Genomic DNA, 25,641 nt, shown 5'->3' on the forward strand with positions numbered 1-25,641 from the left:
GTGTCGCTACCCGAACCGGTGTCGGTGCCGCTTCCGGTGTCGCTACCCGAACCGGTGTCGGTGCCGCTTCCGGTGTCGCTACCCGAACCGGTGTCGGTGCCGCTTCCGGTGTCGCTACCCGAACCGGTGTCGGTGCCGCTTCCGGTGTCGCTACCCGAACCGGTGTCGCTGCCGGTGTTGCCGCTGCTGGTGTAGGTAGGGGTTTCGTTGGGGGTGGTCTCGGTGGATTCTTCGCCGCTTCCCGAACCGCTGCCCGAACCGCTGCCGGTGTCGCTGCCGCTTCCCGAACCGCTACCACTGCCGGTGGTGGGGGAGGGGGATGTCCCGCTGCCGCTGCCGCTGTTGTTGTTTCCGCTGTTGTAGGCGGGGATCTCGTCGGAGCCGGTCTCAGTGGGGTCTTCAGTTGTTCCGGTTTCCTCGTCGCTCCCGGAACCGCTGTTGTCTCCGCTGTTCTCCTGGCCCGAGTCGTTCTCGGACCCAGGATCGGTCTGGGCCCCCGAATCGTCCCCGGTCTCCTCGTGCTCTTCGGTCTCCGGCTGGGAGATGGTGATCTCGCCGGTTTCGGGGTCGATGCTGACCTGTTCGTCGTCGATCTCGACGCCGACCGCGCCCTCTTCGGGGTTGATGGTGATCAGGCCGTCGGCGTGCTCGACGGTGATCAGGCCGGTGTCGGGATCGATGCGGACGAGGGCGTCACCGGCTTCGACACCGGAGGAGGCGTTGTCGGTGGAGTCGGTCTCGGTGGGCAGGTCGTCGGGGTCGCCGATGGTGAGCAGACCGGTGTCGGGGTCGATGGCGACGGGGGAGTCGTCGGTCGTGAGCCCGACCTCACCGGTGACCGGATCGATGGTGACCGTGCCCGAGGCGTGGCCGACGGTGATCAGGCCGGTGTCGGGATCGACCCTCACCTCACCGGGAGCGGGGGGTTCGGTCGACGGAGTCGAAGAGGTCCCGGCATCGGAGGTGACGGTGACCTCGTCGGTCCGCGGGTCGACATTGACCTGCCTGTCCCCCGGGTCGAGGGAGACGGTCCCCTCGTCGTATTCGACGGAGTGCTGGTCCTCTTCCGATCCCTGTCTCCGGAGCTGGGCCACCGGTTCCGACGGGACCCGCCTCAGAGACTCGGTCACCTCCTGCCCGGACTCAAGGGGGGTCAGCGGCTCATCGGAGCGGCTCTCCTGTTTCGGGCTTAGGGCCCTGGCGAAGATGGAAGCCGTGTCCATGGCCGGGGTGGCCGGGGTCGCGGCCGAGTACTGCATGGGCTGGAGGTTCTGGGGGGTGCCTCCCAGAGGTTCGGAGATCGGCTGCAGGTCTCCCCGCCCACCGTCCACGGGCTGCTGGGAACCGCTGTCGACGGTCTTGCCGGCGATCTGCTTGGCCACACCCGGCTTGATGACGACGGGTTCGACCTCGACCGTCGCGACGGGGACGATCTCGTCGGTCGGGGGCTGCACCACCGAGACGAGCCCCGAGTCGGGGTCGATACGGAGGTCCATGCCGCCGGTGTCCAGCACGACGGACCCGTCGCCGTGTCCGATGCGGACGAAGCCGGTTTCCGGGTCGATGTCGATAGCGGTGGACGAGGCGGCGAGGGGCGCCATGCCTGACACGGTACGCAGGACGTTGTGCGCGGGGTCCGTCGACTCATCCCCAGGCGGTGGTCCGCCGGGGCCGGGGACAGGGGGGGTTCTCGGGGCGGTCATGGCCGTCTCCTTGGCTGACTAGGGCGGACCTAGGGCTTGTCCGTACCCGTGGGGAAGGGGATGTCGAAGCCGCTGAGCATCCGACTCGGGTTGAAACGGCCGCTGATGATCTCGTCGAGGTCGACCCCTTCGGGGGCGAAACTCCCGTAACTCTCCACGACGCGCTTGGCCATCTGCTTGCGCGCGCGTTCGATCACGTCTGTGATCGCGGTGGAGAGCTCCTTCGGAGCCATCTGCCGGTACTTCTGGGTGTGGAACTTCAGCTCAATCAGTTCCCCTTTGGCGTTCACCTTCGCGCTGACCAGCCGGTCCTTGGCCATGACCTCTTCGGTTGCCGACTCCAGGCTTGCGCTTGCCCGCCCGAACTCCTCCATCTTCTTGTGAAGTTGTGCGAGAGCCTGCTCCGCCTGTTCGGGCATCGATGTACTCACGACTGGTTCCCTTCTTCTCCTCGCCGGGCACCGGACGCCCGAGAACGGATTTTCCTTCCCTGCCGGAGGTGCCCCAGACGCGTTCGTCTTCGGACAGCCACGTGGACCGGGTGCGCTCCTGGTTGTTCTGCTGGCCGTTCATGGGCATCATCGGCGGCATTCCGCCCATGCCGCTGCCCATGCCGCTGCCCATGCCGCTCATGCCGCCGCCCGTACCGCCGCCCGTACCGCCGGCTCCTCCCGCGCCGCCGCCCATGGCGCTGCCCAGACCGCCGGTCCCTCCCAGGCCGCCAGCCCCTCCCGTGCCGCTGGTGCCGTTCGTGCCGGAGAGAGAGGTCGACGGGAAACCGCTGCCAGGACCAGGGTTTCCCTCTGGGTTGTTGTTGCTCGGGGGAGTCGCGAACAGGGACGTCCGGTCGCTGGTGCCGGAATTCTCGTTCGGGATTTCCGGGATGTTCAGGCCGGAGCCGCTGCCCGGGCCGTTCGGGATCGTATCCGAATAGGTCGGGATGTCGGTGCCGGTCCCGTCTTCGTTCCCGTTGCCGTTGTAACTCGGCGTCTCCAACGGGGGAAGCTCGTACTCGGGAGGCGGGGTGAGGTTGAGTCCACTGCCCGAGCCCGGGGTGCCGCCGGTGATGGGCAGGCCGGTCTCGGGATCGAGCGGCACGGGGAGGCCGGAGTCCGGGTCCAGTCCCATCGGGTAGCCGGTGACCGGATCGTAGGATTCGCCGGTGAGCGGGTCGATCGGGTGGGGGATTCCGGTCTCGGGGTCGAGGAGGACGGGGAGGCCGGTGTCGGGGTCGTAGGGGATGCCGGTCTCGGGGTCGACGGGGAAGGGCTGCCCGGTGTCGGGGTCGATGGGCAGGCCGGTCTCGGGATCGACGGGGAGCCTTTTGTCCAGTGACGGGAGCGATCCGAGTCCGCTGCCGGGGCCGGGGCCGCCGCCGCTGACGACGGGCGGGACGAACCCGGGACCGAAGCCGCTGCCGCTGCCAGGGCCGCCGCCGGTGACGTCCTCGGGGAGTCCGGTGAAGTTGGATCCGGGGCCGGGTCCGCCGCCGGTGACGTCCTCGGGGAGTCCGGTGAAGTTGGGGGTGTTGCCGAGCCCGCTGCCGAGTCCGCTGCCGGGGCCGCCGAAGCCGCTGCCGAGTCCGGGTCCGCCGCCGGTGATGTCCTCGGGGAGTCCGGTGAAGTTGGATCCGGAGCCGGGGCCGCCGAAGCCGCTGCCGAGTCCGGGTCCGCCGCCGGTGATGTCCTCGGGGAGCCCGGTGAAGTTGGACCCGGAGCCGGGGCCGCCGCTGCCGCTGCCGGGTCCGCCGCCGGTGATCTCGGGGATATTGAGCTCCGGGATTTCGGGTCCACCGCCGGGGCCGCCGCTGCCGCTGCCGGGTCCGCCGCCGGTGACCTCGGGGACCTTGATCTCCGGGAACTTGATCTCCGGGAACTTGATCTCCGGGAACTTGATCTCTTCCGGGCCTCCGGAGCCGTCGCCGTTGCTTCCGGTGGGGGTGTCCCATTGGAGGTTCAGGCCCTTCGGGGCCGTGATCTTGTCGATGTCCGTTTCGATGCTGGAGTAGGCGCTCACCATTTTGTTGTAGAGCGTGTCCGCCTTCGCCTTCACGTCCTTGAGGCCGTCGTCCCAGCGCCTGTGGAGCTCCCTATTGACCCCGTTGTCGGTGTCGATGTCCCCGATGATCCCCCAATTACTGGAGTAATTGATCTCGAACTGGTCCCGGCCGTCGTTCCACCGCATGTGGGCGGCGTTGTTGGTCTCGCCGTACCAGCCCTGGATAATCCCCGTGTACGTGGAAGACTGCGGGTTGTTGTTGCGCTTCTCCACGGCGGTGAGAAGCGCGTTCGCCTCGGTCTTGAACGAGTTGTTGATCCTGCTGATGGCCGCTTTGAAGTCCGCCAGCTGCCCGCTGAGGTCCTCCAGCCTGCTGCCCAGGTTGTAGAGGTGGTTGGCGAAGGCGTTCATCGCGTTGCCCTGGAGCGGGCTGTCCGGGTCGTGGAACTTCTTGACCTCGGCCAGGAGCTTTTCCTGCTGCTCGTTGAAGAACGTGTGTGTGTCGTCCAGGGCGTCGATCGCCTTCTGCACCGACGGGCGGCTGAAGGAGGTGGAGCCGTCCGTGAAGCTGACCGCGAGCTTCGCCAGTCTGAGCAGGTTGGTGTTGAACGCTATGTCGAGGGCCGACGCGGAGTCGCCGTTCTTCGGCCCCAGGGTGTGGTTCTCGTATACGTAGCCGATGCTCTCGTCGAACTTGTAACCCGCGTAATCGTAATCCGTGTATGTATAGGAGTACGACGAGCCGCCATACCCATAGGTGGTCCCGGTTTTCTGAACCGAGTAGCTGAACCAGATGTGCATCCAGTCCGGGTTGTGGGAGTAGTGGCCGCTCTCCCCGTCGACGAGGAACCAGTTCTTGGACGTGATGTCCGAGGAGGGAATCAGCTTGGGATAGCTCCCCTCCGCCGCGTCCGCGAAGATATTCATAATATCGTGCAGCTCGGGCATTCATCCTCCTCGGGATATCACTCGGAGCCGTTCGGCGTAGGCGTTGTCCACCCCGCGGCGGGTTCCCGCGGGTCCTTCGGTCGTCCCGCGCCCCGCGGGCGCGAGGGCGGGGAGCGGACTCCGCGCCCGGGCGCCGGTGAACATCGGCGAGGCCCGGACGCGGAGGGCCGCTACAGGAGTTCCGACCACCGCATGGCTTCGCGGCCGTCCGTGGCGGAGTAGTTGTTGCGGATGCTGTTCAGCGCGGCCTGGGCCTTGCCGAGGAGGTAGCGCATGTCGTCGACGTTGCTCCGCCAGTACTTGACCTTGGCGTCGTACTGCTCGGCGGTCGAACCGATGAAGTCCTGTCGCACGGCCTGGATCTTGCCGTCCAGCTCCTCGATCGCCCTGGAGACGGCTTCGGTCTGCTGTTGGACGTCCTGGGTCGCCTGGTCGACCCGGCTGTAAGTGATGGAGAAGTCGCTCATGTCTCTTCCCTTGTCCGGTGGGAGAGGAGGGCGGCGGCCCTCCGAAGGATGTGCCGTGGTTGCCGGTCGTCTTCCCTGCGGAGGGGGAAGGCCGAAGGGGGCCGGCGGAGTGGGGTCGGGGTCCGTTGGCGGGGGACCGCCGTCAGCGCATCATCCCGGGGTTCAGGTCGTCCATCCAGCCCGAGCCCTCGATGATGTTGGTGTCCTCCATCTGCTGCATCTCCCGGACGGTGCCGCCGAAGGTGCCGATCATGGTGCTCATGTCGTTGGTGATGAGCCGGAGCTCCTCCAGCCAGGAGACGAGCGCCTCGCTGTACCTGTTGGAAGCGGCACCCTGCCAGCTGGTCCTGAGGTCGTCGCGGATCCCGTCGACGTGGGTGTACACCCGGTTGCACTCGGTGTGGGCGGTCTCCATCGCTTCGCGGGCGATGTTATTCGCCCGCTCGGTTGCCTGCATGTCCGACATTGATCAGACTCCTTTCGGTACTCCGGTCGGTTACTGGGGGCATTCGGTGTTCTCCACCCGTTCGGACGGCGTGACCGGAAGGGCCGCCATGGCGGGGTTCAGCAGAGGCCCGGTCGGGATGAGCCTCAGGATCGAGGTCGGCACAGGGGTGGCCGACGCCGCGTCGAAGCCGAGGACGGCGACGGTCTCCGCGTCGGTCACCGGGTACTTCGCCGCGGTGTCGGTCACCAGGTAGTAGGTCGGGGCGGTGGCGCTCCCCCCGATGGGGCTGGCCTCGACGAGCCCGCCCCCGCCCGCGGGGATGCCCATCAGCTCGGGGGTGGGGCATCCCGGCGCGATCGCGGGGATCTCCTGGACGGGCCAGGCGCTGATGGCGTCGACGGGCTGCAGGGCGAGTTCGAGCCGCCCGTCCTCCGCGAGCTGGAGGCACGAGGTCGCCAGGTCGACGGAGAACAGCTCCGGGGGGTTCGCCGGCAGCGGGGAGTCGCCCGACGGCTGGGCCTCGTCGGCCGGGGCCAGCTGCCCCTGGATGTCGGCGGCGGTGAGTTCGACGGGGGCGGGGGTGGCGCCGCCGTAGGCGGTCTCCCTGACGCCGGGGTGGGCCAGCAGCAGCCGGGACTCCGTGGAGGTGAGGGGGGCGAGGCCGTCGCGGGCGAGTACGTAGTGCTGCTCCGCCTGCTCCTGGCCGGAGACGACGAAGACCTGGCCGACCGCGGTGGAGCGGCCCGCCAGCACCGGGCCGTCCTCGCCCAGCCCCGCGATCTCGGGCGCGGCCAGATCGGGGCCGGCGGGAACCGAGTCCAGGAAGGAGTCCGTCACCTCCAGCACCGGACTGGTCCCGTAGCCCAGGGCCTCCAGCGCGCCGCCCCCGGAGTCCAGGCGCAGCCGGGTGTCGTGCCACAGCAGGTGGTGCTCCCCGTCGGGAGAGGACACCAGCACGCCCAGGTCGCGGGGGAGCAGGTCCGCGCGCGGTTCGACGCTGACGGTCAGCGACACGCGGGGCGGGAAGTCGTCGGTGGGCGGGACGGCGCACAGCCGCCACACCTCCGACCCCAGGTTCTCGGCCGAGGGCAGGGAGTCGGGGGCGCCGGGGATGCCGACGGGGCCGCCGGCGGGCACGCCCTCGAGGGACTTCGCCGACACGGAGCGGACGGTCAGCTGGTCGCCCTGGATGAGCTTGGCCGACGTGAAGTTGGCGACCGGGCGCAGCATTCCGCTGGAGTAGAGGTAGGTCGCCCCGGTCTCCTTCTCCACGATGAGGGTGCCCTCCTGGCGCCAGGTGCTCGCGCCCCCGGGGAAGATCAGGCCGAACACCAGGAAGCCCACGCAGACCAGCGCGGCGATGGCCAGGCCGATGAAGTTCCCGTTGCGGGTGCGCCGCATGGGGGCGTCCACGGCGTTCGGGTCGCCTTCGAGCATGGCGGTGCCCAGGCGCCCGACCATGAAGTTGTGCGCTTGGACCCGGTCGCGACGTGATTGCATGCTCAGCCGCCGATTCCGCGCAGCGCGCTGAAGACGCCGAACTGGGCCAGGACGAGTGCGGCGATCGCGACGGTGATGATCGACTGGAGGATCTCGGCCGCGCGGCCCCAGTGCGGCAGCGCCCTGCGGCCGGGCAGGGTCCAGGACACGATCGCCAGGCAGGTGGTCAGCGCGTACAGGCCGAGCATGCCCAGCATCCTCCACAGCGGTTCGGCGTCCCACACGGAGGTGAAGAACAGCGCGGCCAGGCCGACGCACGGCGGGGCGACCATGGCGACCCGCTGCCAGGCTCCGGCCAGCCCCCGGCTCTGCAGCAGCATGACCAGGGAGAGTGTCACGCACAGCGTGATCGGGACCCAGTGCGGGACGCGGGCGAGGATGAACAGGCAGACCGCGAGCACCGCTCCGGTGGAGGCGAACAGCGCGGTCTGGTACTGGTCCGCCAGCGAGGCGCGGTCCAGGATCCCGCGCGCGGGGTACGGGTCGATGTCTTCCTGGAGCTGCTTGGGCGTGGACGGCAGCGAGGGCAGCCGCAGACCGGAGAACCGGAAGGCCAGCTGCGGGGAGAAGGTCCCCAGCAGCAGGGAGAGCAGGCTGACCAGCCCGGCGGAGGCGGGGATGGTGGCGCCCGGGAGGAACAGCAGGCACAGGGCGCCGATCACGCTGAAGAGCTGGACGACGACGAGCCCGACGAAGAACGGCACGGAGCCCGCGACCGCGGCCAGGCCCAGTACGGTCGCCCCGGCCCCGGCCATGCTCCCCGCCAGGAGCCGGGCGCCCAGCAGGGCGTCACCCGGCTCGCCCACCGGGACGGCCGCGCCCGCGGCCGCCATGTAGAGCACCGCGGTCCCGGCGAACCCGGTCGCCGCGGTCAGGTCGCCCATCGCACGGGAGGAGGCCCAGGCCGCGAGCAGCAGCAGGACCGAGGAGGAGGCCGCGATGAGCGCGATCAGGCCGCCGGTCCCGCTTGTGACGAGCGACGCCAAACCCAGCAGCAGCGTGCCGAGCGCCAGCCCCTGCAGGAGGACGCGGGTGAACGCCGGACGCCACCGGTCCGGGCGCTCGGACATCCCGGTCGCGACGCCGTCGATGAGGTCGTCGAAGTGGATCGGCGGGAGCTGGTCGCGGCGGGGGCGCAGGTAGAGCGTCTCCCCGTCGACCAGCCCCAGGGAGTCGATGGTCTCCTCCTCGTCGAGGGGGTCGCCGCCGAGGGGCTGGAGGATCCAGCCGTCGTGCTCCAGCCCGCTCTCGTCGAGGTCATCGCCCTCATCACCCTCGGCGTAGAGCACGAAGGTGGGAATGAGTTCGGAAAGCGGCATGTCACAGGGTGCCGCGATCTCGAAGGAGCGCTCGGGCGCTCTGATCAGGAGCCGGCACAGATCCGTGGCCGTGGAGTTGCTCATCCGGTTGCCTACTCACTGCAGCGGGACACTGGATAGGAGATGATAGGGCTAGAGAAGCTTTCTCGAAAGTTAACTCTGTTGCCCAGTGGTTTGTCATTACGTGTTGATTACATTGCTTCTGTGTGACTTCATGTTGTATCACTCCACTTTTACTCAGAGCCAGTTCTGATGTATCCATCTGGTGACGAGACCGCGAAGAACTGGGACCGGTCCCCTCGACCCCCAGTGATGCCCCGAGAGGCGGCCTCTCCTTGAACACGATCCTCATCCGCAGGCCCCCCAGGCGTCCCGGCCCGGACATGCCGTCGGGGGAACTCAGCCTCCAGGAGCCGCCTGAGCTGCCCGAAGCACAGTCGAGCATCTCGTCGGTCTTCATGTACCTGCCGATGGCCATGACGTCGATGGCGATGCTCATGCTCTTCATCCGGCCGGGAGCGGGGGGCGCGGGCAGCATCATGCCCTACCTCGCCGGAGGGATGATGCTGGTCGGAGCCGTCGTGATGCTGGCCGGCCAGTACCTGCGCGCGATGATCGAGCGCAGTCAGAAGCTGAGCGGGGACCGGCGCGACTACCTACGCTACCTCGCCCAGAACCGGGCGCGGTTGCGCGAGGTCGTCACCGAGCAGCGCGACGCGATGCTGTGGCGCGCGCCTCCCCCCGAGGCGCTGTGGTCGATCGTGCGCACTTCCCGCCTCTGGGAGCGCCGGTCCGCCGACGACGACTTCGCCGAGATCCGGGTGGCGGTCGGCGAGCAGGCCATGGGGATGGTCATGTCCCCGCTGTCCACCAAGCCGGTCGAGGACCTGGAGCCGCTGAGCGCGCACGCGCTGCGCCGCTTCATCAACGCCTACTCCACGGTCGGCGACCAGCCCGTATCGGTCTACCTGCGCGGCTACGCCCATGTGTCGCTCCGGGGCGACGCCGAGGCGTGCCGGGCGATGGTCCGGGCCATGATCGGCCAGCTGGCCGTGTTCCACACCCACGACGACCTGCGGATCGCGGTGTGCGTGTCCGACCAGCGGCGCTTCCACTGGTCCTGGCTCAAATGGCTGCCGCACACGCAGCACCCCACCGAGCGGGACGGGGCCGGCCCGGTCCGGATGGTGTCGGCCGACGCGGTCGAGCTGGAGCGGCTCATCGGCGACGACCTGGCGGACCGCCCCCGCTTCGACCCGGCCGCGACGCCCTCCCGCGACGAGCCGTTCACCGTCATCGTCGTCGACGGCGGCCAGGTGCCGCCCGGGTCGCGCTTCACCGGCGGGGGCTACCGCAACGCCGTCGTGATCGACGTGTTCGACCCCCTCCCGCCCGACCACGAGCCCTACACCCTGGCCCTGAAGGTCGCCCCCGACAAGCTGGAGGTGATCGGCGAGGACCACAGCGGGCGCGACGTCATGACCCCGCTGGGCCGCCCCGACGCGCTCACCCGCAACCGGGCGGAGAGCCTGGCCCGCCTGATCGCGCCCTACCGCGTCAGCGTGGCCTCCGAGGTCACCACAGAGCCGCTGACCACCGACTTCGAGCTGACCACCCTGCTGGGCATCCCCAACCTCTACCAGCACGACGTCCACGGCATGTGGGAGGAGCTGCGCCCGGAGAACCGGCTCCGCGTCCCCATCGGCGTCGCGGCCGACGGCTCGCCGCTGGAGCTGGACCTGAAGGAGTCGGCGCTGGGCGGGATGGGCCCGCACGGCATGCTGATCGGCGCGACCGGCTCCGGCAAGAGCGAGCTGCTGCGCACCCTCGTCCTCTCGCTCGCCCTCACCCACTCCTCCGAGACGCTGAACTTCGTCCTGGTGGACTTCAAGGGCGGCGCGACCTTCATCGGCCTGGACAGCCTCCAGCACACCTCGGCGCTGATCACCAACCTCGCGGGCGAGGCCACCCTCGTGGAGCGCATGCAGGACGCGCTGCACGGCGAGCTCATCCGCCGGCAGGAGCACCTGCGCACCGCCGGGAACTTCGTCAACATCCACGAGTACCAGAAGGCCTACCACGCGGCCCCCGGCACGCTGGAGCCGATGCCCACCCTGTTCGTGGTCGTCGACGAGTTCAGCGAGCTGCTCGCCGCGCACCGGGACTTCATGGACCTGTTCGTCATGATCGGCCGCCTGGGCCGAAGCCTGGGCGTGCACCTGCTGCTGGCGTCCCAGCGCCTCGACGAGGGCCGCATGCACCAGCTGGAGAGCCACCTGTCCTACCGGATCGGCCTGCGCACCTTCTCCGCCATCGAGAGCCGCGGCGTCCTCGGCGTCCCCGACGCGCACCAGCTCCCCCCCGCGCCCGGAAACGGCTACCTCAAGAGCGACACCGAGACCCTCACCCGCTTCAAGGCCGCCTACGTCTCGGGCGCGCACCAGGTCAAGCGGCGCGTGGGACGCCAGCTCGCCGGGGTCGGCGAGGTCGTCCCCTTCATCGACGGGTACGTCGCCGGACGCGCGCCCGACCCCGAGGTCGAGGAGGAGACGCCCGAGGACGAGGAGGCCGCGACCCTGCTCGCGGTGGCCCTGGACCGGCTGAAGGACCAGGGCATCGCCGCGCGCGAGGTGTGGCTGGCCCCGCTGGGCACGCCGCCGCTCCTGGACGAGCTGCTGATGATGACCGGCACGCCGCTGCCCCCCGACGGGCTGGCCTGGTCCGAGAAGGGCAGGCTGAAGGTCGCGCTGGGCATCATCGACCGGCCCTTCGACCAGCTCCGCCTGCCGCTCAAGGCCGACCTCGCCGGAGCGGGCGGCCACGTCGGCATCGCCGGCGGGCCCCAGAGCGGCAAGAGCACCCTGCTGGCCTCGCTCATCACCACGCTGGCGCTCACCAACACGCCCGCCCAGGTGCAGTTCTACTGCATCGACTGCGGCGGCGGCGTGCTCCAGGCGCTGGGGAGGCTGCCGCACGTGGGCAGTGTCGTCGGCCGGATGGACGGCCGGAAGATCACCCGGACGGTCATGGAGATGACCGAGATCCTGGACCAGAGGGAGGCGTTCTTCGCCGAGAACGCCATCGACTCGATGAACACCTACCGCCGCCGCAGGGCGGAGGGGGAGTTCGCCGACCAGTCCTACGGAGACGTCTTCCTCGTCATCGACGGCTGGGGCACCATCCGCCAGGACTTCATGGACCTGGTCGCGCCGATCATCCAGCTCGTGCAGCGCGGCCTCAACTACGGCGTGCACGTCGTCGTCGCGTCCCCCCGCTGGGCGGACTTCCACTCGGGTCTGCGCGACCTCATGGGCACCCGCTTCGAGCTGCGGATGGGCGACCCGGTCGACTCGATGGTCAACATGCGCAAGGCCCAGACCGTCCCCCGGGTGCCGGGGCGCGGCATCACCGAGGACAAGTACCACTTCCTCACCGCGCTGCCGCGCGCGGACGGCAACCCCGACTCGGTCACCGTGTCCGCGGGCATGACCGAAATCATCGACCGGGTCACCGCGGCCTGGGGCGACAAGCCCGGCGCGCCGCCGGTCCGCACGCTCCCCTCGAAGCTGTACGCGTCGGAGCTGCCGCCCGCCAAGCGCACCAAGAACGGCGGCCTCAAGGTCGCCCTGGGCCTGGAGAGCAGGAGGATGAAGCCCTTCTGGCACGACTTCTCCGGCACCCCGCACCTGATCGTCGTCGGCGACACCGAGACCGGCAAGACGACGCTGCTGCGCCACATCACCAACGCGATCCGCGAGCACTACGACCCCGCCACCGCCAGGGTCGTGCTGGTGGACCAGCGCCGCGAGCTGTACGACGCGGTGCCCAAGGAGATGCAGCTGGGCTACGCGGTCTCGGGGGAGAGCACGCGCGAGATGATGATCGCGGCGGCCCAGGCGATGAAGGAGCGCCTGCCCGGCCCCGACATCACCCCCGAGCGCATCCGCAAGCGGGACTGGTGGACCGGGCCCGAGCTGTTCATCGTCATCGACGACCTGGAGATGGTGGCCGGCAGCGGGCCGAGCCCGCTGACGCCGCTGCTGCCGCTGCTCTCCCAGGGGGCCGAGATCGGCATGCACCTGATCCTGGTGCACGCCGCGGGCGGCTTCGGCAGGGCGTCGGGGGACCCGGTCATCCGCTCGCTCATCGACTCCAACACGCCCAGCATCATGCTCTCGACCCCGCCGTCGGAGGGCATGCTGTTCGGCAACATCCGGGCCCAGAAGCTGCCCACCGGCCGTGCCATCTGGATCTCCCGCCGCGACCCCATCGAGGTCCAGCTGGTCATCGCGGAGGGCACCGAGGCGTAGCACCCGCTCCCCGATGTCCGTGCTGTCCGTTCCTCCCGGTGATCTTGGCCTTTTCGGGGTCTCAACCGTCTCTGAGACCCCGAAAAGGTCAAGATCACCGGAGAGAGCGCCAGGAAACGGACACCTTCCCGCAGCCCGGAGGCCCCATAGGGAGGTCCCGGTGCGGGGGTGATCGACGTGCTGGTGCTTCGGGTGGGTCGTCCGGCCTCGCGCCACGCGCCACGCGCCACGCGCCACGCGGATCGCGGGGTCACGGCGGGTGGCGACGGCGGCCACGGGACGAGGTCGCGCCTACGATGCCCGTTGCACGAGAGCCCCGTCGATGATCTTGCCGCCGGCGTTCTGAAATCGCGGGATCTGGAACGCCGGCGGCAAGATCATCAGGACTTCGAAGGGGGCGGACTGCTCAGGGGGTTGGCCGGGGGCGCCTCGGGGGTGATGGGCTCCCCGGGCACGGCGGGGCGCCAGCGGCGGGGGCGGCCCCGGCGGATGACCAGGCCCGCCAGCACGCTCAGCACGACGACGAACCCGGCGACGCTCGACACGACGACGGTCGAGGTCATCTCCACCGAGCCGCGGGCCGAGGGGTCCGGGACGAACCGCTCGCCCGGCACGGTGTCCGAGGCGCCGCCCGGACTGTTGGTGAGGGCGCCCATCAGGTCGATCTTCCCGTGGCCGCTGAACGGGTCCTCGGCCCCGTAAGGAGAGGTGTAGGCGGTCGTCAGCAGCCGCTCGCGGATCTGGGCGCCGGTCAGGTCGGGTTCTCCGGAGCGGACCAGCGCGGCGGCCCCCGCGGCGAAAGCCGCGGCCACGCCGTCGCCGCCGCTGGTGAAGTGCCCGTCGCTGCCGGGACCCACGCCCATCACCCGGTCTCCGGGCGCCTCCACGTCGATGCGGGCGAGTTCCTCCTCGGACACGAACAAGGGCTCGGTCAGCATGGTCTCGCCGGTGGTCTGGTGCGACGCCACGCTCAGCACCGCCGGGTCCTGCGCCGGGTAGCCGGGGAGCTGCCCGTCCGGGCCGATCGCGGTGGCCGGGGCGACAACGAGGGCTCCGGCGTCGACGGCGGCCCCCACCGCCTCGTCCAGCGCGGTGGACCCCGCCCAGGCGGCGGTGCCCACCAGGATCACGTCCGCGTCGGCGGCCACCGCCTCGTCGATGGAGGAGGCGATCTGCGCGGCGGTGGTGATGCCGGTGTCCGCCGCCCCGGTAGGGATCGCGACCACCTCCGCCTCGGGCGCGACCCCGACGAACCCGCTGTCGGGGAGCGCGCGGGCGGCGACGACCCCGGCCAGGAACGTGCCGAACCCCAGGCAGTCGGCTCGGGCGCCCTGGACGGCCCCCGACAGCGCGGGAACGTCGCCCTCGACGGCGGTTGCCAGGACGGCGACGGTGACACCCTCGCCCCGGTTCAACCGGTGGACGTCCGACACCCCGAGGGAGTTGTGCGTCCACGGGGCCTGGTCCACGACGCTCGCGCTCGGCTCCACGCAGGGGTCGTCCGCGGCCTTCAGCGGGGTGATCTGGGGGAGTGCGGAAGGCGGTGGTTCGGCCGACGGGGACGGGGGCTGCGCGCCCGGTGGCACGGACGGCGCGCCGGACGGCGCCCCCGACGGCGCGCCGGACGGCGTCCCCGACTGCGTGTCCGGGACCGCGTCGGTACCGGGCCCGGTACCGAGCCCGGGAGCGGTCGCGGGCGCCAACGCCAGGAGGGCGGTGACGGTCCAGGTCCCGAGGAGGCGTCGTCCGCGCGATGCGAAGCGCGGCTTCGCCGACCAGTACCCCATCGGCAGGTTCCCTTCCCAGGTCGCCGCTCGGATCGCGAACACTCTATCCGTAAGAGTCCGGTACGCACCGGTATCGGCGGACTGCGGTGGATCACAGATTGGAAATCGCAGGGGCACGCGGGGGCCGGTCCGGCGCGCCGCCGTGCCGCGTCACTGCCGGGGGAGGTTCAACTGCTGGAAGAACTCCAGGTTGAGAAGGTCCTGACGGCTCGGCGCGGGGGGCTCCGGTGACGTGGTGGCGGGTGTGTCCGACGCGGAGCTCCCCGGGCGGTTGGAATCGGAGGAGGGATCAGGTCGCGGCTGCTCCTCGGTCGGGGCCGGGTCGCTGAAGGGGAACCGGCGCGTCCGGGGACGCGGAGAGGGCCCGGGGTCCGACGAGCGCCGCCGAGGCGGTGCCGGGGCGGGGGTTTCGGGCACGGTGGGTGAAGGCGGGAGGGGGACCGTCTCGGGGGTGGGCTGTGTCTCTGTGGTGGGTGTTGTGGTGGTGGGCGTCGGTGTGGGTGTTTTCTCGGTGGTGATCGGGGCGGGGGCGGGCGGGGGTGTCTTTTCGGTGGTGACGGGTGTGGGTTGTGGTGGTGGCGGGGTCTTGATGGGGGCGGGCGGGGGTGTCTTTTCGGTGGTGACGGGTGTGGGTTGTGGTGGTGGCGGGGTCTTGGCGGGGGCGGGCGGGGGCGGGTTCTGTTGGGCGGGGGTTTCGGGCACGGTGGGCGAAGGCGGGAGGGGGACCGTCTCCGGTGCCACGGGAGCGGGCGGCACGGACGTGGACGGTTCCTCCGAGGCGGAGGAGAGCAGGGGGAAACGCCGGGGCACCGGGGCGTAGAGGACCGCGTCGGTCCCGTGGGCGGTGCCGATCGGGTTGGTCAGGGGCCGGTACCGCGAGACGGGCTCGTAGTCGTCGAGGCCGGCCTGGTAGTCGCGTTCGAAGTCGGCCCAGGATTCGCTTCCGCGGGTGGTGTCGAGCAGGAGGGTCGGGGGCCGGTGCCGTGAGGGAAGCTCGTAGTCGTCGAGTTCGGCGTCGTAGTCGCGTTCGTAGTCGGGTTCGTTGGCGGCGTCGAGCACGCGGAACGGGAGGGCGCGCGGGGGCGGAGGGGAGCGGAAGTCCGTGTCGGCCCGGTGGTTGTCTCCGCGGGTGATGTCGAACAAGCGGGCCCGGAACCGGTGCCGTGAGGAGAGCTCGTAGTCGTCGAGTTCGGCGTCGTAGTCGCGTTCGTGGCTGGGTCCGCCGGTGGTGTCGAGCACACGGGTCGGAGGGGTGAGCCGGGGCGGAGGGGAGTAGAGGTCCGAGTCGGACTCGGATTCGGACTCGTGGATGGTGTCGAGCATGCCGTTCCGGATGAACTGGATGCCGGTGCCGTGGGGGACCGGCGGAGCGGGACGGGACGGTTGCGGCGGCGCGGGCGGCGGGCCGCCGTCGGAAGTGGACGAGGACGTCGTGGTCAGGAGCGGCTGCGGCGGGGTGAAGGTCGTCAGGGACGGGTCGGGAGCCGGAGGCAGCGGTACGCCCCGGGCCCCGGCCAGCGCGGCCTCCAGTTCGCGGAGCCGCCTCGTGCGCTCTTCCCCGGTGTCCCGGACACGCCTCTCGGCGGTCGCGTACTCCTCCCGGTAGGCGGGGTCGCCGGCGCGCTCTTCACGCTGGGCGACCAGCTCGGCCAGCGGAAGGCGGGCCTCCAGGTAGTCCAGATCCGCCTTGCCGAACGCGGCCTCGGCGTCGGCGAGGGTCCTCAGCGCCGGGTCGTCCACGTCCAGCCCCCGGTCGCGCGCCTCGCCCTCGGTGATCCACAGCAGGACGGGCGCGTCGGCCTCCACCAGGGAGAGGTTGTGCAGCGTGCCGAAGCCGGGAACCGTTCCGGGCGCCTCGGCCGAGACCAGCCAGCGCGTCGGCACCGAGACGAGGAAGAGCCGCCTGGTGCCGGGCCCCTCGGCCACGGCCGGGCCCTTGGCGCCGGTCGACCGGCTCTCGCTGCTCGTCGAGTTCACCCCGGCGGAACCGCCGGAGTTCTCGTACATCCTGTCCTGTCCACGGGCGGAGGCGGAGCCGCGCTCGTCGATGAAGGGGCCGTGGCCGCTCATCTCCGCCCTGCCGTGCGACGAGCTGAACCCGCTCTGGTCGGCGTCGCGGGACCGGCTCTCCTCGCTGGAGGAGACGATGGTCATCCCGTCCAGGTTCGGGACGGCCTTGATATGGACCCTGGTGTCGGCGAAGCGCACCAGTTGGGTGCCCTCGGGGTCGCCCAGCGCGTCGGCGGCGATTCCGCGCAGGGCCGTCTCACCGCCGACGAAGTCGACCGGGTTGAGCGGGGCGGCCCTGTCCAGAACGTCGTCCAGGAGCCGCTTCCCCTTGTCGACGAGGGCGTTGCGGCTGGTGGAGATCTCCTTGCTGAAGTTCTTGTCCAGGAACTCCTTCGCCGAGGCCGCCTCGTCGGGCTGGGCGTCCTGGTCCTGGCCGTCGCCCGGCCGCCACCCGTTGGCCCTGGCCGCGGCGGTGTAGGCCGCGTCGAAGACCGCGCGGCCCTGGTCGCGCACGCCCACCGGGGTGAAGCGGGTGCTCTTCTCGGGGACGGGGGCGTAGCCCTGCGGCCTCTTCTCGTCGACCCAGTCCTGGACCGCCTCGCTCCTGTCGGGAGGCGTCCTCCCCGACACGTCGCGGAAGTGGACGGGAGCGGGGGAGGGCGTTCCCGGGGAGGCGCCGATGGTGAGGTAGGGGGTCGGGTAGACGTTCTGCGTCCGGCTGGGGTCGCTCGCACCGGTGAACGACCTGTCCCCGAGGTGCAGGGTGAGGGTCAGGGTGGTGTCGGACTCCATGATCGCGAACGGGCTGAACAGGGCCCTCTCGTGCGAGCGCTCGGGGGACAGGCCGGTGGTCCTGACGTCCGCGCCCGCCTTCTGGACCTGGTAGCCGGGTTCGGGGCCGAAGCCCACCGGGCGCCGGTCCGGCGGCGTCCCCCCCTGGTCGGAGCCCTCGTACCGGGGCGGGACCCGGACCTCCATCGAGACGTCGCCGCTCCAGCCGCTGAAGGTGTAGTCGCCCTCCGAGACGCTGTTGACGAAGCTGACCTTCTCGATGAACTCCGCCTTGCCGCCCATCTGCGGGGTCGTCGTGTGGGTCTGCGTCAGGTCCATGGTGACGTAGGCGGGGCGGCCGATCCCCCGGGGACCGGAGCGGACCTCCACGGGCAGGGGCGGGAGGCCGCCCAGGTTCCGGTTCAGCTGGGAGGTCAGCTGCTGGTGCAGGTCCTCCCGGCTCGAATCGGTCAGTTCGAGGCCGCCGCGCCTCAGGTCGGCGACCAGGCGGTCCATCGCCTGGTTCGGGTCGAGCGGCTTGGACTGGTAGCCCTTGTCGGAGAGGCCGTCGAGCACCCCGATCGCGCTGTTCGGCGGGGGCGGGGCGGGATGCGCGTCGACCCGGGTGACCGTCCCGTCGGGCCCCCACGTGATCCGGTCCACGACCAGGCCGTCCTTGTAGGCCCACAGCGCCGGGACCATGCCCTTCTGCGCGTTGGGGACGGAGGCCAGCCACGCCGAGTAGCCGCTGGTCGACGGAGCCCGGGGGACCGTGAGCAGGAAGCTGAAGTCGTGCCTGCGCTCGATGGACTGCCCGATGACCCCGTCGGTCACGTACTCGATGGACGGCCCCTGGAGTTTGATCTCGGTCTTGACGCGGAACGTCACCGAGTTCGAGTCGACCGTCCCGCGGCCGAGGAAGTCGAAGCGGACCTCCCCCTTGGGCCGCAGGATCGGGTTGAGGGCGCCGTCGGGGGTGCTGCCGCTGCCCTGGGTCGAGGACGAGGGGGCGTCCGGGTTCGTGTTGAAGCCGCCGCGCCCGTACCCCGCGAAGTAGAGGTTGGAGTTTTTCGTGCTGCCGGCGCCGAGCTTGGCCTCCTTGGTCTGCGACGACTCCACGACGGCCTTGGGGCGGGGGGTGAGGGAGACCACCCGGGTCGGGACGTAGAAGGTCGAGAGCGTCGTGCGGGTCCTGAAGGGCGAGACGAGCCAGTCGCCGGACTGGAACCTCAACCGGGACCCGCTGTTGCCGAGAAGCTCGGGAGATCCGGCCAGGGTCTGCGGTGACATGTGGTTGGAGACGAGCTGGCCGACCGCCTGCTTCCCGGTCAGGGAGTTGGTGAACGAGAAGTGGTCCTGGTCGAGGTGGTCGTAGGTGTAGGAGAGCGCCGTGACCGGCTCCTGCCCGTCCCGCCGGATCGTGGGGTCGAACGCCTGCGGCGGACCGAACGAGCTCTGCAGCCGCCGGGCCCCGGGTGTCTGGATGATCTGGATCTCGTCGTCCGCGGGCCGGTCCCGCGCGTCGCCCGGCGGGAAGACGCGATTGCCGTCGGGGTTGACGATCCGCGACCGGAACCCGTTCTGGAAGAGGTCCTTGGCGGCGGCGCCGGTGAGCTCGGCCACGCGGGGCGGCGGGGTTGTGGCGGTGGTCCGCTCCGGGGCCGCGGTGGTGCTCTGCTCCGGGTTCGTGGCGGTGGTCCGCTCCGGTCGGCGGTGCCCCGGCGTCGTCAGCGGCCCGGTCTCCTGCGGCGGGTCCACCGTGATGGGTCTGCGGTTCTCCAGGGAGTGGAGTTCGACCCGGCCCCGGACCCCGTGGCCGTCGTCGGGGAACAGGTCCGTGGAGGTGTCCGATCCCTTGGGGGAGATCCGGGACGGCCACGGCACCAGGTCGTTGTCGGTGCCGATCCGCGCGCCGAGGACCACGTTCGAGAAGAGTTGCTGGGTCGTGCCCTTGTCCTTGACGTTGGTCTCACCGGTGACCGAGTGGCCGAAGTCGCGGTTCCTGTTCGAACGCTTCTCCCAGCCGAGCTTGAACCCGCCCCCTCCGGTGTTGGAGGGGTAGTCGCGCGCGTCCCGGTTGACGATGTTCCGCCAGGTGACGCCAGCCCGCCCCTCGACGGAGTGGCCCCGGTTCTTGGTGTTGCGCTTGCGCTGCCCCGCGCTGGAACCGGCCGTGCTGCCGGTGTGGGACTTCTCCAGCCGCGGTCCGGGGGCGGGGCGGTCCACCGCCGCGGTGAGCCACACCGAGATGTGGTCGGGCGGCAGCAGCGACTTGTTGCGCGCCTCGTCCGCGCCGGGGAACTTCTTGGTCTCCTCCAGCTTGACCTCCAGGCCGTGGGGGGAGACCCAGTCGTCGCGCCTGAACCGGAAGTTGTTGAGGCTCGCGGCCTCCAGGACCTTGATGGTGTTGCGGACCGCGGTGTCGTAGTTGCGCCGGTGGTTCCACCCGGCCCTGACCTTGCGGGGCGGCTCCGCGCCGGGGATGGCCAGGTGCGGCAGCACCAGGCCCGGGTGCTTGGCGTCGATCCGGTCCAGGAGCTGGTAGGCGTAGTCGCGGAACACCGTGGTGGGCTTGCCCCGGACCTGGCGGAACTCGCCCCCGTCCGGGTAGGTGACGTTCCTGACCAGCGAGGTCCCGAAGTGGGTGACGCGGTCCCTTCCCAGGAACGAGTCGTGCAGGCTGAAGGAGGGGTCCGGGGCCGGCTGGTTGGTCGCCGGGTCCGACAGCGCCCGCACCTCCTGGGCGGTGAGCGCCTCGGTGGTCCTGGCGTCGAAGAGGGTCGGGTTCTCGTCCCCCGGCGTCCAGACCGCGATCCTGCGCTCCACCTGGTAGACGGCGGTGTCGGTGCCGTGGAAGAGGTGCGCGTCCCAGGCCGAGGACTCGCGCGCCCGGCTGTTGACGTTCTCCCTGGTGTACCTGTACTCGAACATCGGCAGTTCCATCCGCACGGCGTCCCCGGCCAGCCGCTCCAGGACGCCGAACCCGGGACGCACCGTCAGGGAGTCGACGTGGCCCGCGGAAGTGGTGGAGCCCCGGGAGAACTTGTCCGTGTGCTTGATGTTGAACGTGTCCGGCGCGTCGGGGACCTGGCGCATGGACACCGGGTACGACCACATGGTGACGACGGAGGGGCGCCCCTTCGCGTTCGTGACCTCGATCGACACCGGGTCGTTCGTCAGCACGGGGAGGTAGTCCGCCATCTTCTCGGCGCTGAGGCTCTCCCGGATCTCCTCGCCGCGCTCGTGGGCGCCGGCCTTGCGAAGCCGCCAGTTCATCCTCTTGAGGCGGCCGCTGCCCTCCGGGGGCTTCGCGGCCGCGATCTTGTCGTAGCCCAGGCGGTCCGCGACCCACTGTCCCAGGTCGTCGCCGTTCTGCCGGTCGGTCCGCTCCGAACCGGCCCGGTCCGTGCCTCCCCGCCCGGAGCCGGTCGGCGTGAGCGTGATGGACTCCACCGATATCGGGTGGCTGTTGCCCAGGTAGCGGCCGTAGTGCCTCGGGGCGGGGGCCGGGCCGGGAGGGGCGGCGGCGGGGGTGGTGCGGGGGGCGGTGAACGGGTCGGTGAAGCCGATGGTCTGCGGGAGGTCCGCGCTCCGCGGCTTGAGGCCGCCCATCACCGTGATCTGCGCGGCGAAGGGCACCTGCCAGGTCAGCGGCTCCCCGTCGGGGTTGGTGTCCGTCTCCAGGGTGACGCTGAGCCCGGTCCGGTAGTCGGTCCCCCCGCCCGTCATCTCGGTCGTCCGGGAGACGGTCTGGCCGGTCTCGGCGGACTGCTGCCAGGAGCTCGCGCCCTTGGACCCGCTGATCCGGAACGACGGCAGGGGCGTCACCGCGCCGGAGGCCAGGAAGTGCCCCTGGAACCCCGCCCCGACGCGCTTGGGGTTGCCCTGCGATCCGGAGGCGGACCGCCCGCTCTGTTCCTGGAGGTCGTGCAGCGCCTTGTACTGCGACGTCGTGGGGGCGGAGGAGGAGTCGGGGACGATGCTCCCGGGACGCCACCGGTCGTCCTGGGAGGACAGCCTCAGGGTGAAGTCGCGGTCCTCGGGGCCCTTGACGGTGACGCCCCGGGGGCGGAAGAAGGGGCGGGGGTCCTGGGCGATCAGGCGGCGGAAGGTGTCGCGGACGCTTCGGGGCGCCCGCCGGGAGAACGTGTTGAGGACCCGGTCGGAGTCGATCTTCACGCCGTAGGACTCGATCCACCCGGAGGTGATCATGTAGTCCAGCTGCCGGTCCTCCGGGGCGGGCGGGGAGTCGCCGGTGTCCGGAGCCGGCTCGGGAGCGGGGGTGGTCAACGGGTCACCGGTGTCCTCGGCGGTGTCCGGCGCGAACGGGGAGGGCCGGTCTCCCCACAGTGAGAAGTCGGTGAGTTCGAACGTCTCGGTCGGGTTGACCCGGGGGTCCAGGAGGACGGCGTCCTCGTCGGAGGCGGTGGGCGCGCTGTCCGGGGAGCGCTCGGGGACGGTGAGGGGAGCGGGGGGGCCGGTGGGGGCCGGGGAGGCCGCGGGGGTGCTGGTCCAACCGGCCCCGGTCCGGGTCCAGGTGAGACCGGGGTCGGGCGCGCCGGCGGGGGGAGGCGTCCTGACCGGGCGGGCCAGGGCGGCGTCCCAGCCACCGGAGGGCGCGGGGACGCCGTTCCGCTCCAGCAGGTCGACGGCGTCGGCGAGGGAGCCGTCCCCGCGCCACTGCTCCCACTGGTCGAGCATCTCCTGGCGCTTCTCCCGGTGGTCGTCCCCGGGGAGCCGGTCGAAGTGGTCGCGGACGAGGGCGTCGACGTCGCGGTGGTGGACCTGGTGCTGGTAGTAGGCGGTGAACACCGCGTGCGTAGAGTCCGCGACGCGGGGATCGACGGGGTCGTCGTCGAAGAGGGCCTCCTCCGGCAGCAGGGTGTCGACCACCTCGCTCCTGAGGTCGGGGGAGAGCCGGTCCGGCCTGGGGACGGGCGCGGTGTCCAGGCCGTTCCTCTGGAGTTCGGCCATGACGGCGGGCATGCCCCCTCTCCCCTCCCATACCTGCCAGACCTGCTCCAGGACCGCGCGGGCCTGCCGCGTGTGGGCCTCGGTGAACGAGATCCTCTGGGCGGGGCGCGGCATCATGGATATGTGGTTCTCCGCCACCACGTTGATGGGAAGGCCGCGGACCCGGTGGTCGTAGTAGGCGCCGAGCGCCTGCAGCGTCTTGGAGAAGAACTCGCGGGCCTGCTGGACGGGAGCGTTTCCGAGACCGGGCTGCAATATGTTGACGATGTTGAGCTGCGAGGGGAACGGCAGGTCGGCGAAGCGGGGAGGCGCGGCGCGGCCGTCGGACCGGGGGCCGGCGTCCCGGATCACCGCGCCGATGTGGTCCAGGTGGTGCTGCCGGAGGCCGCCGAAGAAGGCGCGGGCGTTCGCCATGATGTTCCCGTCAGGGGACGCGTCCACGCGCGAGGAGCCGGGGTGTCGCCTGAGGACGCCGGAGCCCGGGCCCGTCTCCGGGTACTCGTCCATGAGGGTGAGCCAGTGCAGGGTCTCGTGCACCGACCCCTTCGGGTTGTCGTCCACGGCCCAGCGGTGGGCGCTGCTCCGGGGAAGGCTGCCGTCCGCGTTCAGGGGCAGCCACGTCACGTCGGCGTGCACGGGACCGGTGACGCCGGGGTCGCCGACGACCTCCACCCGCACGTGCAGCTGGTCGCCGGGGTCGCCGAACTCGTCGGGGAGCCGGTGCCGGCCGTTGAGGGCGCGCTCCAGTTGGTCGCGGTAGGCGGCGAGGTGCTGCCGGATCTTCTCCTCGGGGACGCCGTTGCGGTCGAACAGGACGCGCCAGGTGATCTCCTGGACGTGGGTGGGGCCGTCCTCGACCTGCTCGGTCTCGGGGATGGGGACGCGCCGGACCTCGAAGCGGGGCTCCATCCCCTGCGAGGGGAGGGTCGGGGGACTGGCGCGGAGGTTGTCCGCGCGCAGGGGCTCCCTCGAACCGACGGACACGCCCGAGGCGTGCGCGGGAGAGCCGATCTGCGTCACGGGGACGGTCTTCCGCAGGTCCTCCCAACCCGTCCAGGTCTGGGGCCGGGGCAGGTCCTCGGAGACGGCGGGTGTCGTGGTGTGGCGGACGAGCACCTGGTCGAGGTTGTTCAGGGAGACGGAGGTGACCTTCGGCCGACGGGGCAGGGGAGCGCCCTGGTCGTCGGTCGGCGCGGGCGCGCCGCGGCGGTCCTGGGAGCCGGCGCTCTCGGTGAGCCCGAACCAGGACAGGACCTTGGGCGCGGCCTTCGTGTGCTCCTGGCGGAGGGTGAAGTCCTCCGAGGGAGGCGCCCAGGTGAGGTCGCCGTGGACCTGGGACGGGTCGTGGTCGGGGCCGACGATCTCCACGCGCAGGCGCAGCGGCGAGCCGTCCCGCAGGGTGTGGGGGACGGCGCGCTCGGACGGCGGGCGGCCGCCGCCCAGGGCGGGCTCGGGGAGCTCGGGCACGGGGCGGCCGCTGTTGACCACCGACTCCAGCTCCCGGACCAGGGCGGCCTCGGCGTCGCGGACGTCGAGCCCTCCCGGGGGGGTGCGGCGTCGGAACCTCAGCACCACCTCGGTGGGGGGGACCTCGGAGGAGTCCGGGTCGGCGGGGGGCCGGTGCCACTCCATGCGCGGGTGGTCGGGGAGGCCGTCCGCCGTCGGCCGCTGCCGGATGGTGGCCCGCAGGGGGGAGCCGTCCGGGCCGGGGACGCTGAAGGAGGTCGACTGGCCGGGACGGCTGCTGAACTTCGCGACCAGGTGCTCGGGGACCAGGGACGTGTGCCTGGTGGGTTCGTGCAGGGAGTCCCAGCCGTGGGCGGGAGGGTGCGCGCCGGACCCCTCCAGGTGGTGGAGGGCGTCGTGCAGGAGCCCGGTCTCGCGCAGGTTCGTCCACCAGCTGTGGAGCTGGCTCTCGGTCAGCCCGGAGATTCCGACGTGGTGGAGGGCCGCCTCGATGCCGGCGTCGTTGCCGTAGTGGTGGTAGTAGGCGCTGAGGACCCGGTATCCCCGGGAGAGGTGGGAGGACGGGGTGCCGTTGTTCAGGATCGTCGCTATCTCGTCCCGCTGGCCCGGGGGGACCTCGTCGAAGCCCCGGAGCGCGGGCGGTTCCGCGCCGGGCCGGGGCGCGGAGGCCGCGCCCGGGGTGTCCTGCGGGGTGACCCGGGGCGAGAGCGTAGGGGGGTCGTCGGAGGAGGTGTTCGGAGCGGGCGGCGCGGGCGCGGCGGCCTCCGTGTCCGTGCCCGTGCCCGTGCCCGTGCCGGAGACCGTCTCCCGGTCCGTGTCCGTGTCGGTGTTCGGGACCGGTTCGGAGCCGTCGGACCGGCCGATCAGGGCTTTGACGAACGAGACGGAATCGAACACGGTCTCGGATCGGAAGCCCTCGGGGGCCGGGGTGGCGTCGTCGTGGGAGGGCTGCTCGTTCGGCCGGGTGTCGCGGGTGTCGTTCGTGTCGTCCGTGTCGCGGGTGTTGCTGCTGTCGCGGGCGTCGGTGGTGTCTTGGGAGGTTTCGGAGGAGGTCTGGGTGGTCGTCTGCTGGGGGGTGCCGCTGACCGAGGTGACCGGTGCGGGGGGCTGGTCGGTGGGGTTCTCGGTGCCGGTGCCGGTGCCGGTGCCGGTGTTGGTGTCGCCGGTGTCGGATGTGGTGTCGACCGGCGCGGGGGCGGTCCCGGTCTCGGTTCCGGTCGTGTTGTCGGTGCCGCCGGACCGGTTCTGGTTCTGGGGGGTGCCGGTCTGCTGGATGTTCCCGGTGGTGCTTCCGCTGTTGCTGGTGGAGGGCGCGGTCGCGGGCGCGGTGGCCGTGGGGGGCTGGAAGGGGGAGGCGGTGTCGGTGGCCGGGTCGGCGTCGGGGCCGGGGGAGGCGAGCTGGATGTCGTGGAGGGAGAAGACGTCGACGGGGCTCTGGTCGGATTCGGGGAATCCGGCGAGGGGGTCGGGCTTCCCGGATCGGGAGCCGAAAAGGTTTTCGATGAACGAGTCATAGTCGAATCCGCCTTTCTCCGTTCCGCCGGGGGAATTGTATTCGGTGGGAGTCGGCAGGAAGTCGCTGTCGGGTGTCCGGGTGCCGTCGCTTTCCTCGTCGCCGTAGTCGAGACCCCGGTTGTCCTCCGAGGCGGTCTCCTCGTCGTCGGGACTGGAGTCCGGCCGGGATTCGGAGGTCTCCTGTGAGAAGGGGCTCCTGTCCCCGGAGTCGAAGGACGGGGGCTCCTTGGCCGCGGGGGCGGATGACGGTGCGGGCGCGCTTTCGGTCCGGTCGTCGCTTCTGGTTTCGGGACCGCTGTCTGTTCTGTTGTCGGAGTCGTTTCCGTTTCTGGTGTTGTCGGTTTCGGTTTTGGGTGGGGTGAGGTCGAGGTTGATGGTGCGGGGGGTGGTGTCGGAGACCGAGTCGGTGTCGGTGTCGAAGACG

Annotated in this window: 11 protein-coding genes and 1 pseudogene; 3 read left to right on the top strand and 9 right to left on the bottom strand. The window is 71.0% G+C overall.

The features are described 5' to 3' along the window. The 7 genes and pseudogenes from EV190_RS23585 to eccD all read right to left on the bottom strand — a co-directional run. Positions 1–1,601 (bottom strand): annotated as a pseudogene (locus EV190_RS23585) (hypothetical protein); the annotation flags it as partial. A 131-nt stretch (positions 1,602–1,732) separates the two neighbouring features. Further along, positions 1,733–2,077 (bottom strand): YbaB/EbfC family nucleoid-associated protein, encoded by a 345-nt coding sequence (locus tag EV190_RS22405; RefSeq protein WP_133743597.1) that lies wholly within the window; start codon positions 2,075–2,077, stop codon positions 1,733–1,735. After that, complete coding sequence (locus tag EV190_RS22410) at positions 1,968–4,649, bottom strand: hypothetical protein (protein WP_133743598.1); 2,682 nt, start codon at positions 4,647–4,649, stop codon at positions 1,968–1,970. The genes EV190_RS22405 and EV190_RS22410 overlap by 110 nt, the downstream gene beginning before the upstream one ends. Before the next feature lie 170 nt (positions 4,650–4,819). Continuing rightward, the gene (locus EV190_RS22415) at positions 4,820–5,116 is read right to left on the bottom strand and encodes a WXG100 family type VII secretion target (protein ID WP_133743599.1); all 297 of its coding nucleotides are present in this window, start codon (positions 5,114–5,116) and stop codon (positions 4,820–4,822) included. 142 nt (positions 5,117–5,258) lie between these two features. Next, the gene (locus EV190_RS22420; RefSeq protein WP_133743600.1) at positions 5,259–5,582 is read right to left on the bottom strand and encodes a WXG100 family type VII secretion target; all 324 of its coding nucleotides are present in this window, start codon (positions 5,580–5,582) and stop codon (positions 5,259–5,261) included. Between the two features lie 30 nt (positions 5,583–5,612). Beyond that, positions 5,613–7,064 carry a type VII secretion protein EccB gene (gene eccB, locus EV190_RS22425; protein WP_133743601.1) on the bottom strand — a complete coding sequence of 484 codons (1,452 nt, stop codon included), beginning with the start codon at positions 7,062–7,064 and terminating at the stop codon, positions 5,613–5,615. Between the two features lie 2 nt (positions 7,065–7,066). Then, positions 7,067–8,467 (bottom strand): type VII secretion integral membrane protein EccD, encoded by a 1,401-nt coding sequence (gene eccD, locus EV190_RS22430; RefSeq protein ID WP_133743602.1) that lies wholly within the window; start codon positions 8,465–8,467, stop codon positions 7,067–7,069. A 251-nt stretch (positions 8,468–8,718) separates the two neighbouring features. Between eccD and eccCa the strand changes: the two genes are divergently transcribed. Then, positions 8,719–12,693: a type VII secretion protein EccCa gene (gene eccCa, locus EV190_RS22435; RefSeq protein ID WP_133743603.1), complete on the top strand. Its 3,975-nt coding sequence runs from the start codon at positions 8,719–8,721 to the stop codon at positions 12,691–12,693. A gap of 380 nt (positions 12,694–13,073) precedes the next feature. Here eccCa and EV190_RS22440 read toward each other — a convergent pair whose 3' ends face one another. After that, a complete protein-coding gene (locus EV190_RS22440; RefSeq protein WP_208113291.1) occupies positions 13,074–14,480 on the bottom strand; it encodes a S8 family serine peptidase in 1,407 nt (468 codons plus the stop codon). 150 nt (positions 14,481–14,630) lie between these two features. Continuing rightward, positions 14,631–24,599, bottom strand: coding sequence for a hypothetical protein (locus tag EV190_RS22445; protein ID WP_133743604.1), 9,969 nt, complete (start codon positions 24,597–24,599; stop codon positions 14,631–14,633). Between EV190_RS22445 and EV190_RS23820 the strand changes: the two genes are divergently transcribed. Further along, complete coding sequence (locus EV190_RS23820) at positions 24,574–25,218, top strand: hypothetical protein (RefSeq protein ID WP_208113292.1); 645 nt, start codon at positions 24,574–24,576, stop codon at positions 25,216–25,218. The genes EV190_RS22445 and EV190_RS23820 overlap by 26 nt on opposite strands. Positions 25,219–25,335: 117 nt before the next feature. Then, positions 25,336–25,641 (top strand): hypothetical protein (locus tag EV190_RS23825; RefSeq protein WP_208113293.1); only part of this gene is annotated, 306 nt, incomplete at its 3' end.

This window comes from Actinorugispora endophytica (assembly GCF_004363075.1).
Classification (GTDB): domain Bacteria; phylum Actinomycetota; class Actinomycetes; order Streptosporangiales; family Streptosporangiaceae; genus Actinorugispora; species Actinorugispora endophytica.